10 protein-coding genes are annotated in these 11,888 nt (G+C 47.7%); 5 read left to right on the top strand and 5 right to left on the bottom strand.

Features of this window, described 5'->3' with window-relative positions:
- The first annotated feature begins 131 nt into the window (after nucleotides 1-131).
- The 4 genes from KFF03_RS11895 (at nucleotide 132) to KFF03_RS11880 (ending at nucleotide 5,951) form a co-directional block, all read left to right on the top strand.
- Nucleotides 132-3,071 (top strand): hypothetical protein, encoded by a 2,940-nt coding sequence (locus KFF03_RS11895; RefSeq protein ID WP_255857139.1) that lies wholly within the window; start codon nucleotides 132-134, stop codon nucleotides 3,069-3,071.
- Between the two features lie 83 nt (nucleotides 3,072-3,154).
- Nucleotides 3,155-4,474 (top strand): NAD(P)-binding protein, encoded by a 1,320-nt coding sequence (locus KFF03_RS11890; RefSeq protein WP_255857138.1) that lies wholly within the window; start codon nucleotides 3,155-3,157, stop codon nucleotides 4,472-4,474.
- A gap of 26 nt (nucleotides 4,475-4,500) precedes the next feature.
- Nucleotides 4,501-5,427: a hypothetical protein gene (locus KFF03_RS11885; RefSeq protein WP_255857137.1), complete on the top strand. Its 927-nt coding sequence runs from the start codon at nucleotides 4,501-4,503 to the stop codon at nucleotides 5,425-5,427.
- 59 nt (nucleotides 5,428-5,486) lie between these two features.
- Nucleotides 5,487-5,951 (top strand): GFA family protein, encoded by a 465-nt coding sequence (locus KFF03_RS11880; RefSeq protein ID WP_255857136.1) that lies wholly within the window; start codon nucleotides 5,487-5,489, stop codon nucleotides 5,949-5,951.
- A gap of 94 nt (nucleotides 5,952-6,045) precedes the next feature.
- Here the strand turns inward: KFF03_RS11880 and KFF03_RS11875 are convergent, their stop codons facing one another.
- The 5 genes from KFF03_RS11875 to KFF03_RS11855 all read right to left on the bottom strand — a co-directional run bounded on the left by KFF03_RS11875 (nucleotide 6,046) and on the right by KFF03_RS11855 (nucleotide 11,041).
- Nucleotides 6,046-7,017 (bottom strand): fumarylacetoacetate hydrolase family protein, encoded by a 972-nt coding sequence (locus KFF03_RS11875; RefSeq protein ID WP_255857135.1) that lies wholly within the window; start codon nucleotides 7,015-7,017, stop codon nucleotides 6,046-6,048.
- Nucleotides 7,018-7,054: 37 nt separating this feature from the next.
- A complete protein-coding gene (locus KFF03_RS11870) occupies nucleotides 7,055-8,098 on the bottom strand; it encodes an AraC family transcriptional regulator (RefSeq protein WP_255857134.1) in 1,044 nt (347 codons plus the stop codon).
- A 119-nt stretch (nucleotides 8,099-8,217) separates the two neighbouring features.
- Entirely contained in the window at nucleotides 8,218-8,499 is a 282-nt protein-coding gene (locus tag KFF03_RS11865) for an SCP2 sterol-binding domain-containing protein (protein WP_255857133.1), read from the bottom strand.
- A gap of 72 nt (nucleotides 8,500-8,571) precedes the next feature.
- Nucleotides 8,572-9,438 carry a TauD/TfdA family dioxygenase gene (locus KFF03_RS11860; protein ID WP_255857132.1) on the bottom strand — a complete coding sequence of 289 codons (867 nt, stop codon included), beginning with the start codon at nucleotides 9,436-9,438 and terminating at the stop codon, nucleotides 8,572-8,574.
- A gap of 163 nt (nucleotides 9,439-9,601) precedes the next feature.
- A complete protein-coding gene (locus tag KFF03_RS11855) occupies nucleotides 9,602-11,041 on the bottom strand; it encodes an RsmB/NOP family class I SAM-dependent RNA methyltransferase (RefSeq protein ID WP_255857131.1) in 1,440 nt (479 codons plus the stop codon).
- 87 nt (nucleotides 11,042-11,128) lie between these two features.
- Here KFF03_RS11855 and tmpT point away from each other — a divergent pair, with 87 nt between their 5' ends.
- On the top strand, nucleotides 11,129-11,866 hold the full coding sequence (gene tmpT, locus KFF03_RS11850; protein WP_255857130.1) for a thiopurine S-methyltransferase: 738 nt from the start codon (nucleotides 11,129-11,131) through the stop codon (nucleotides 11,864-11,866).
- Nucleotides 11,867-11,888: the final 22 nt, after the last annotated feature.

Genomic DNA, 11,888 nt, shown 5'->3' with positions numbered 1-11,888 from the left:
CGTAAATCAGTGAATTTTCAGCGGCAAGCTCTGTCATAGGCAAAGGCAGATTATCCACGTTATGATGCTGCCTTTATGGACAAATAATCATCACGGCTTTTAACAGGCATAACAGAAGGCATCGGCATCGTATGGTTCAGCGCGTTTTATCCGTTTTTTACGCCAGACTGGCGCTTTTGCTCCTGTTGCTGACTCTTATTCCCGCTTACCAGGTCGCGGCTGTACCGGTTTCCTGGGATACCGGAGAAGATACTCCCTGGCAGGTGTTGTCGTCGGACAACTTTGAAATATTTTATCGTGATGAGAACCAAGTGATGGCTCAGCAATCACTGCAGATTGCTGAGCAGGTACACCGCGAGTTAGTGCCATTTTTCACCGATGATCAGGGTCAGGTGACATTACCACCAGAACCCACCCGGATTGTACTGGTGGATGACTTTGATACTTCAAACGGGTGGGCAACGCCGTTCCCATTTGCTCAGATCCGTTTATACGCCAGCCCGCCACAGGACCTTAACGGCCTGGAAACCATTGGCGACTGGTTGCCCGGGTTAATTCGCCACGAATACGTGCATGTATTACATACCGAAATGGCTTCCGGTGTGACACAAACCAGCCGTGACATTTTGGGCCGCACACCCTTGTTGCCCGTTATTATACCGTTATCTCCTTTTCCTCATTCGTTAGCGCCACCAATGTTGCTGGAAGGGTTGGCGGTGTATCTGGAAACCAATAAGGAGCAGGGTTACGGCCGCTTGCAAAGCAATTTTTATCAGATGCTGATGCGCACTGAGGTTGCCAGTGGTGAATTGATGTCTTTAGGTGAGGCAGTGACGCCAGGGCGAGAATTTCCAACCAACCGGGCGTATTTATACGGCTCGTTTTTTATTGAATATCTGGCCATCACTTATGGCGAACAAAAATTACGTGATTATCTGCAGCGATACAGCCACGAGTTGGTGGGGTATTTTATGCAGGAAGGCACGGCCAAAGCCGTATTCGGTAAAGCATTCAGTCAGCTGTGGCAGGAATTTTTGCTGTATCTGCAGCAGCGCTTTTCGCCACAAATTCATTATTTAACGGATAATCAGGCGGATATCCATACTGATATTATTGCCGCTGAAAAAACCTCCCCGCCGGTATTCAGCGCGAATGCCAAGGCATTGTTCGCTGTTAATACCAGTCGCTCGCAACGCACAGAACTTATTCGATATTCAGCATCGACCCTGTCTTCAGATATGAGTGAAAGCGCAGAGGTGCTCACGCACAAAAAAGGCATTCGTTATATCGACGTTTCAGAGCGCGGCAATATCCTCGCGTCACGGCAGTTATTTTATGCCGATGGCCGTGCCTGGAATGATTTGTTTTTATGGAATGCCCAGCAGGGCTGGCAACAGCTGAGTGAGCGTCAGCGTTTTCGCAAAGCGCGCTGGCTGGATGAAGAAACGGTATTGGCCAGTCGCAATACTCAGGGTATCAGTGAGCTGGTGGTGCTTAAGCTGAAAAAAAATGATAACCAGGAAAATAAACTGGTAACACCACAAGTGTTATGGCGTGGTCAGCCGGGAGAGGTATTGGCTGACTTTGATGTGCGTGATCAGCGCATTATTGCATCGTTAAAACAGGCCAATCAGGGTTGGAATCTGAGCATAGCCGATATGTCAGCCAACCCTTTTCGCTGGCAGGCCATCACTGACAGCAAGGCAACGGAAAATTCGCCGGAATTTATTTCCGATTCAGACATTATTTTCAGTGCTGATTATCAGGGTGTTTTTAATATTTATCAGCTGAATCTAACGGCACCGGAAACACTGCAGCAATTAACCAACACTTTAACCGGGGCATTTAACCCATCAGTCGTCAACAATATCCTCTATTACAGCCGATACCAGCACAATGGTTATCAGCTGGTTCAGCAGCCGCTGACATCTTATGCACAACTGAACGCGGAATCTGTACAGGGTCGTTATCACTTTGATTATGGTGTATCTCGCGTAACGGCATTGAATAAATCTGAAACTCAATCAGAGCCATACCAATTTAATCATTCAGCGTTGTGGCGCAGTATCCGGCCTCACACCTGGTTGCCTTTTTATCTGAGTAATGACAGTTCAACCAAAATTGGAGTAATTACCGCAGGAACGGATGCATTAGGGCGTCATCGTTATTCGGCACTGGTGAATCGGGATACTCAGCTGGAGCAGTGGAATACGCAGTTAACGTATCAATTCGATAATCGCTGGACGGTGGCTTTTTCCCGTGATCATGACAGCTTAAACAGCGTCCGGGAGGAAAGTGGTCGTTTTATTGAGAATGTTCAGCGTGATGATGAATGGCTGATTCAGAGGTCGTTATTAGCCCCGATGTTTGAAGATCAGTTGACGTTTTATCTGGGCGCGACGATTGAGCAAAAACAGCTGGTGGACACCTCAATTAAACGCGATGAAGCGCTGCTGGGTGGCGCGTTGCGATTTGATAATCGTGAATTTTTTACCGATGTTCCCGGCACCGGGTGGGGCACCTATGTCGATTTGATTTATGAAACCAATGACGTCATTCAATCTGATTTTAGTGGTGACAGCTGGCAGGCTCGTGTGAACCACAGCTGGGATTTACCCGGACGTTTAAGCCTGAGTTATGACCTGGCGGGTGGTATTGCCGACAAAGGTGCTGAGTCTTTTTCTTTGGGGGGCGAAAGTGGTGATGGCGGTCGTTTGTTTGGTCGTAACGATTATTATTTGCGGGGTTATGAGAATAATGTACAACGCGGTCATTACATCCATCGGCAAACGCTGAGTTTGGGCTTTCCGTTATACCGCCTTGAGAACAATTGGGGCCTTAATCCTTTTGGTGCGCTGGATATTGTTGGCCGTACCTTTGTTGATTCCGGGCAGGCCTGGTTTCGCCAGCAAAAACGCGATCAATTGACGGGTATTGGTGCTGAAATTACCACCGAGCTGGTGTTGGGATACCGGGCGATTGTACCGTTTACGTTGGGTTATGCTCAGGGATTAAATGATGCGAATGGCCGAACCACACAAACTTATGTCTCTATTGGGTTGTTCTTTTAAATGTCATTAACAGCTCTGTTTTTTTTAAGCCAAAAACCGTATGGTTATGCCGGAATTTTATAACGTATTAATGCCTTTGTTTTATGGCTAAAGATAATAATCATTTTCATAACGAAAACCGATCAGGTAAACCGACACTGGCCGTAGTGGGGAGTGGCATTGCTGGCTTATCCGCTGCCTTTTTACTGAAGCAGAAATACGATGTCACTCTGATCGAAAGCCACGAAAAAGTCGGGATGGGGATTTTTACCGTTGATTATCCGGTCAACGGTTATACCAATCGTATTGATATCCCGCTGCGGGTGTTTTGTGACGGCTATTATCCCAACCTGATGGCGTTGTATCGTCATATTGGTGTTGAAGTGGAATCCGGTGATCATTCCGGAGTGTTTTTTGATGCTCAGGGAAATGAAATTCTGCACTATGGCAACAAAGAAATTGCCGGTTTTACTTTTTCTTATTTAAAACCCAGTTCTTTTTTCAGTTTGCGCGCCTGGAAATTTTTGTTGGCATTTCGTCGCTTTAATCGTCTGGCAGAAAAAATGTTAGCCAGGGAAGCGGCATTACAGGGCATGACCTTTGGCCAGTTTTTAGCCGAACATCAGGTAAGTGAAGACTTTTCACAGCATGTGTTATTACCGATTCTGGCGGTGACTTGTACCTGTGATTATCAGAGTATTCTGAATTATCCCGCGGATGTTATTCTGATTTACCTCACTTGTGGCATCTGGAAATTTGGCATCGTAAATGCCAAATATGGCGTTGATGATATTGTGCCAAGGTTAACTCAGGGTATCCGGCTGAAAACCGGAGCTAGTGTGCAGCAGGTTGAAAAAACCGCGGATGATAACGTGCGTTTAACCCTGGCTGATGGCAGTGAGATGACATTTGGCCAGGTTGTTATCGCGTCTCAGGCACAGCAGGCCGCGGCCATGTTGCAAGGGATGGAGCAGCAAAAAAGCTGGCTGGCGACAATTCCGTTTGAACACTCAGAAATGATGGTACATACCGATAATCAGTTTTTACCTCAGGCCGACAAATGTTATTCCGCAGTGAGTTATTGTTTACCGGAATCCGGCGAGCAACGCCCTCAGGTCAGTGTTGACCTGAGTAAAGCGATTAATCGCTATCAGGGCCAGCCGATGGTATTTCAGACCTGGAACCCAACCTTTACAGCAGACCAGCAACAAGTTTTAGCGCGTGTCACTTTTACCCGTCCGGTGGTGACGCTCGAGAGCCAGCAAGCAATGCAGCAACTGCGGCAATCTCAGCAACAAGCGGATAACACCGTGTGGTTTTGTGGTTCCTATCTGGCAGATAAAATTCCTCTGCTGGATGCGGCGGTCGATTCATCGGTGGCGATTGCCCAACGTTTGGGTGTTACTGTGCCCTGGCAGAAATAATCGACCGTTATACAGGAGCGTCGTGAATGACCAGGATGCGTAAATTACGTCGACTTTTTGAGTTTTACGGACTGGCTGAAAAGCGTCTGAATGTTGCCGGCAAGCACTGGGGAAACCTGGGTTTTTGGTCGACTCCTGCGCAAGTGGGCAGTGCTCAGGAATATTCTGAAGCAGCTGCCGATCTTGCCCATCAATTAGCTGCAAAAGCCTGTTTAGATAATCACTCGGTGGTGTTGGACAGTGGCTTTGGTTGTGGCGATCAATTGTTGTTATGGCATCAGCATTATCATATCCGCAAGCTGTACGGTGTTAACTGGTCGCACTCACAAACCGATATTGCCCAGCAGCAACTTGAGAATGCCGGACGACCAACTTCGGCCGAGCAGTGTCGCTTTGGTAATGTCTGTGACCCAATGTTATGGCATACCTATGAAGGTTTGGGGATTAACCGGATCATGGCGTTGGACTGTGTCTACCATTTTCCGGATAAAGCGTATTTTCTGCGTCAGAGCATCAAGTTGCTGGCGTCCTGTTGTGATCAAGAAAGTGATCAAGAAGGGGAGCATCATGCGTTGCTGGCTTATACCGATTTATTGTTAGCCAAACCTTGGTCAAACATGAGCGTCTGGCAGCGAACGGTGATTCGTTTAATGCTGAAATTATCGCGTGTGCCCGTCAGTAATCTGTACACTCTGGAGCAAACGCAACAGCAGCTTTCTGGTGAGGCGACATTCTCTGAGCTGATTCAGTCGTATGACATTGAAGATATCAGTGAACAGGTATTACAAGGCTTTAGCCAGTGGTGGCCACGTTTTAAAAACAATCATCAGGTCACCGGGTTTCATCCGAGAAGAATGGTGTATCTGAAGTACGATATTACCGCGGCATTTCTGAGTTGGGCTTATCGCCATAAATTGTTAAATTACCAGCTTATTCAAATAAAAGTTTGCTAACGAAGGTTAATGAAGACTGAGTTTGCAATAAGAAAAATAGTTTCAGGAATCAGACGCTGATGAAAACGGTAGATATTAAAGCCCAATGCCGCTGTGGCAAGGTGAGCTTTTCAATACAAGGTCCGGCATTGCTACGCGGCTATTGCCATTGCAGTATTTGTCAGGCGGTGAACCACGCCCCCCATGCTGATATCACCGTGTTTCGTGCCAGAGACGTGGAAGCGCCTGATGCCTCATTGTTGCAATACAATGCCTATAAGTTTCCACCGATATTACAACGTGGAAAATGCGCCGATTGTGGTGATATTGCTATTGAATATCTGACACTGGGCGTCCTCCCAAAAACAGTGATTGTGCCAACCAAAAACCTGAGTGGTGATTGTGTGTTACCTGAGCCTGCTTTTCATATGTTTTATGAAAATCGTGTGGCAGACGCTGATGATACGCTGCCAAAAGGAAAGGGGTATTTAGCCAGTCAGTGGCTGTTTGCAAAAAAACTGATATCTGTTTTATTCGGGAAATAAAAAACGGTGCTGGCTCTTATGTTACAAATTCTTGAATTAACGTCAGCACCGGTTTTTTGAGTTTTAGACAGCAGAGAGTTAAGTCGCTGTTTGATTAACCCGCACGAACACGGTTACGTTGTACCCCCAAATCAATTTTACCATCCTGGCTGACAATACGGGATTCAACCTTGTCACCCTCTTTGAGGTAACGTGGATTGCCACTTTGTTTTTTGACAAAGGCTTTCCATTTCACTTTTTCCGGTAATAAGCCCAATAACTTTACCAGAGGGGCTGGCGGAACGGTCATTGCTGCGCCACCCGGAGAACCGGTTAAGACAATATCGCCGGTGCTCAGGTGAGTGATCTCAGACAGTTCGCTCAGTGTTTCGGGTGGTTTAAACAGCATGTTGCCGCTTTGGTCGGTCTGGCGTAGTTCATCATTCAATGACAGAGTTAAATTCATTTCGGACAGATAATGCATTTCGTCATTGTTGAGCAAACATAAATACGGCCCGGTAGGGCCAAAGGTGCGGTAACTTTTACCTTTAAAATACTGCACCTGTGGTAGTTGAACGTCGCGTGCGGTCACATCATGTACCATCACAATACCGGCAACATAATCACCGATGTTGTTGGCATTAAGGGTGACAGGCTGCTGAATGTCTTTACCAACCACAACCGCCATTTCAATTTCATAATCCAGCAACTTGATATGTGATGGAATCACAATATCAGTGTTGGGCTCGCTGATGCTGGCATCGGATTTATGAAATAAAGTATTAAAGCTGCGGTCATAAGGGTCCATACCGGTTTCAGCACGGCTTTGTGGATAATTTGACCCCTGACAAATGACCCGGCACGGGGTGGTAATTGGCGATAATAATTCGATATCGCTGTCGTCCAGCTTCTGGCTTTGATAAGCGCTGCTGTCAGCAGCAATATGGAACGCTTGTTCACGCCCTTCGTTAATTAATGCGCGCGTGTCAGGATAGTGGCCTTCCAGTTTATAAAAGCCGTCTGAAACAACGGCCCAACCTGTTTCTCCGGCACTACTGTTCCGGTATCTTGCAATATGACATGGCATACTATTTTCTCAATTATTAAGTCAGATACAGGCGATATCAGGCGCTGTTTTTCAGATATCTGAGTGGTACCTGAGTTGGTTTGATTTCGCTGGGTGATACGCCCCACCACTTACCAAATGCGCGGATAAAACTGGCGGGTTCTGAATAATCTAACCGTGCAGCGACTACTTTAACGGGTAGTGAAGCGGTTAATAATAATTCTTTTGCCAAGGCCATTTTGGTATCCAGCACAATTTCACTGAAATTATGTCCTTCTTCCTGAAGACGTCGTTTCAGTGTTCGTTCACTCATGAACAAAGAACTGGCGACGTCACTGAGCCTGGGGAAGAAGGCTTTATTGGTCAGTATGTAATCGCGGATTTTTTGTGAATGATCCGGCAGCTGTTTGTGTACCCTGAGAACCTGCTCACATTCGGCAATGAAATGCTGGTGAATGATGGAGTCTGACTGAGGGAAGGGGAAATCGAGTAATTCTTTACTGGCTCGGATGCCATAACACGGACTGTCTGGAATGACGGTGAGCTGAGTCAGTTGCGATAGCGCTTGTTCATAATCCGGGTCTGAAAAGGGCAGGAGTAACCGGTAGTCTGAAAAGTCATAACCCGGAACCATCTCCTGAAGAAAGTTCAGCGTTGTTGCGTAATAACGTTCAAAGATAAAACGATGTATGGATACCGGCAGGTGGCTGACGTTAAGCCTGAAGGTAACACGATCATTCATTTCTTCCAGGTTCACCTTTGACAACATAATCGACATTTCTGAATAGCGTGAGGCTGTTTCAAATGCCGAGCGAACATCCGGGCTGGTCAGTATCGCAAGCCCCCAGACACCGCAGTTGTTGATGTGTAACGATTGGCCCGACTCAATACCATATCCGGCTTTGGCAGGTAAGGCAGCCAATGCCTGTTCAATGATTTTGATTTCCAGAAAATCAGAAATGTCGGTATCAATATCCATCACCTGATGTGGGATGATTCCCGTATCTTTCAGGCATAACGCTGGATCCAGCCCGTTATTTTCCAGAATGTTCATGATGGACTGTATGGCCAGGTTGGCCCGATTATTATTTTTCTGAAACATATCGGCCACCAGTATTTAACTCAGAGATGTTATTGCAGCTGTCCGTAAAATTTATAAGTCACTCCGCAGGGAGTCAATGGCACCCCTGTGTTTCACAGAGATGCCAGGGGACTATAAATTCAGAATAATCCCTGAATGCTGATGGCAATTGCGGAGTCACCCTCGACTTCAATATCGCCTTCCATTACAGCAGACATTGGATCGGTATCGCCCGCCAGAATTTGTTCAAAAATTTCTGGTGCCATGGTGATGGTGCAATCCGCGTCTTTATCTTCAGTGGTCACGTCCTTACCTATGATATGAACAATGTCACCACCGATGTTGAATTTTACCGGTTGAGCGAAGCCACCAAATTTATCAACGGCAGGGATGATTTTTTCAATATAAGCATCAATAGACATATTAAGCGTCCTTTTTATTGTTAATTTATCGTTTGGTTTATGCTCCGGGTTTTCCGGAGCCGATGTCTGGAATTACAAGGAATCGTATTTCAGGTCTTCTGGACGGGCACTGATCGTGCTGCGATGCAGTTCGCGGCGATGACCTTCAAAACCACCGGTCGCTTTGTGTAGTACACTGCGGTTGTCCCACATGACCAGCATGTCTTTTTCCCATTTATGGCGATACACAAACTGATCCTGAATCTGCCAGCGCTGTACTTCCATCACCAGGTCCATGGCTTCTTTTTGCTTCATATCTTCGATGCCAACGATATAAGCAATGGCAGAACCGTAAATGGATTCTTTGCCGCTTTCCGGGTGCTTGATAATGAAGGGATGGGTTTCTGACTCTAATGCTTCATCAGAGGCGACCACTTCCATGCTCTTACTTTTGAACTTATCGCCATAAGAGCCTTTTTTGGAGTAACCCATTTTGGCGGAGTGAATGGCCATTTTGCCTTCTACGCGTTGGCGCAGGTCATCCGGCATCTGCTCTGCTGCCGCCACCTGATTGGCAAATAACGTGTCACCGCCAACCGGAGGAATTTCGATACTGAACAGGCAGGTGCCAAAAGGAGGGTTTGCTTTGAAGCTCCAGTCGGCATGCCAGATGTCAGCAAAGATCGGGCTGGTCTCATCTGCTTCACGCTGGATAGAAATCAGGTGTTTTCGGCCTTCAATCGACTTTACAAACGGGTCAATGGCCAGCTCGCCAAAATCTGAAGACACTCGCTCCAGATCGTCGTCAGTCAGCGGCTGATTGCGGAAGATAATGACATGGTGTTCATTCCATGCCTGACGGATATCACGAATGTCTTCTTGTGACAGTGGTTTGGTCAGGTCGACACCAGAAATATAAGCGCCACAAGCCTCACCAGTTGGGGTAACGGTAATGGTCATATTGAACTCCACGTTCTGTGTTTTTATTAGAATCACCATCAAGATACGGTGAATGTGGAGTCAGCTACATGATGTGTCAGGCCATACAATTGATACTTCAGGCCAAGGTGTTGATACCAGACCTGTCATTATGACGGGCCCGGTATGGGGAGTCGGCGGTGGTTTATGGCTGAATGCGGCGCTGCAGCCTGGCATAAAACATACAGTCGGCATCGTCATCTGGTGCGCCGAGCATGCATTGCTCTAACAATTCAAACTCCGGATGCTGCTGCAGGAAATGCTCGATCTGTTGTTCATTTTCGGCCAGCTGCCAGGAGCAGGTGGCATACACCAGCTGACCTCCGGGACGAACCGCTTTGCAGGCATGTTGCAATATCTGTTGTTGTAACTCGACCTGGCGCTGAGTGTCGTTACCATTAAAACGCCAGCGCGCATCCGGGTTGCGTCGCCAGGTGCCGGCAGAGGTGCAGGGTGCATCAATGAGCACCCAGTCAAAACCTTGCTGCTTTTTGATTTCAGCGGGCAGGCGCAGGGCGTCTGAACCATCCCAGCTGAAGCTGCGGATATTCTGAATCTGCGCGCGTTTAGCACGGCGCTTTAATTCATCCAGTTTAAAGCTATGTAAGTCGGTGGCAGTAACGGATCCTTTTCCTGCCAGACGTGAGGCAATAGCGAGGCTTTTACCACCGGCACCCGCGCAAGCATCCCAAACCTTATCGCCTGGTTTAGCGGCGACGGCTGCGGCAATTTGCTGGCTGGCCAGATCCTGAATTTCAAACTGACCTTGCTGATATTCTTCAGCGGTTTGTACCGCTTTGCCGCCATAAGCCGCCAGCATGGTGTCGCCGTTGATGTGTTTCAACTGAGCGTCGATACCTTGTTGCTGCAGCGATTGTTCCAGTGCTGATAAATCGGCATCGACCGCCGTTCGCAACCACAGGGGAGGGAAGTCATTCTGCTTACGAATAAAACGCTGCAGTTGTTTATCATCCCAGCCGCTTTGTTGTGCCCGTTGTTTCAGCAGCGGCAGCCATTGCGGGCGGATACCGTGCCACAACAGCCATAATGGCGAAAGAGGTTGCTCCAGCGCCTCCTCGCGCAGTGCGGCATACAGCCGCTCACGGTAACTGGTGTCGCGCAGGTTTGTTTTGCTTAAGTCATGGCGGCTTTTTAACCACTGGCCACCACAATGCAAACCAATCCAGTACCAGAATGACTCGTCGTTGATGGCGTTGAGCTTCTTCTGGCTCCACTGGTTATCCCACTGCTGCCAGTCAATCATCTCGTCCTGAAAAAACTGGTCTTCCAGTGCCTGAGCCAGCTGTTGAAAACGACTGGCCTGAATCATGGCGGAGTTGAGTAACCAACGCTGTTGCTGGGTTTGTGTTTTGTCCTGATGAACGTGTTTTAACCAGCGATCCAGCGGTTGTGGTGTGTCTTCATTGGCCGTTAACCAGCGTTGTCTTAAATCGGCCAGAGCCTCAAAACTGATCGCATTGTTCGTCGTTGGTTTCCTGTGGCGCTGATAATTGCCCTGGGAGTTGCTTTTACGACCGGCAGGTTTGGACGAAGATCGAGAACGATAAGGTTTTCTGGCTGACATAACACATGACTGGTATCTGAAATTAGGCGCGATTCTAGCAGAGGCGGCGAGGGATAGCTCATTTGTCTTAGCCTGAAAAGGCGAAAAATGGCGAACAGACAAGATATTCCACGGGCGTTATACTGCTCCGGTATTTTTTACCTCAGGTTGTCGAGCTTTATGCAAAGCGAATTTTGGCACGAACGCTGGGAAAACCAGCAAATTGGCTTTCATCTGGAAGAAGTAAACAGCATTCTGCTGAAATACTGGCCTGCCATGGAGATCACCCCCGGACAACGGGTACTGGTTCCGCTGTGTGGTAAAACGCTGGATATTATCTGGCTGTTAAAACAGGGTTATGTCGTCGTTGGGATTGAACTCAGTGAACTGGCACTGGATGAGCTGGCTGATACCATCAGATCCGAGCTGCAGTTTGATATTCAGAAAACCCGAGAACAACACTGTGTGGTGTATCGGGGCGATAATTTATTGCTGATTGCCGGTGATTTTTTTGCAGTAACGGCTGAAGAAATTGGTTCGATTGATGCGGTGTATGATCGGGCGGCGTTAGTCGCGTTACCAGCGTCGATGCGCTCTGATTATTGCCAGCATTTACAGGCAATCAGCCCAGCAGCAAAACAGTTGCTGGTCAGTTTCAGCTACGATCAGAACGCGATGTCTGGCCCTCCTTTTGCCGTATGGCCACCAGAAGTGGCACAACATTATGACGCTGGTTATGACGTTGCCTTACAGGAACAGCGGGAAATCATTCAGCAAGAACCACGTTTTAAGGAACGTGGATTACAGTCTTTTGTGCAGGATGTTTATCTGCTGACTCCCCGTTAAAGTCGGCCAGGCCTTATGAGCC

Origin of the sequence: Bacterioplanoides sp. SCSIO 12839 (assembly GCF_024397975.1) — a bacterium.
Classification (GTDB): domain Bacteria; phylum Pseudomonadota; class Gammaproteobacteria; order Pseudomonadales; family Oceanobacteraceae; genus Bacterioplanoides.
The sequence above is the reverse complement of the archived record's forward strand: the minus strand, read 5'-3'. Positions and strand labels throughout refer to the sequence as shown.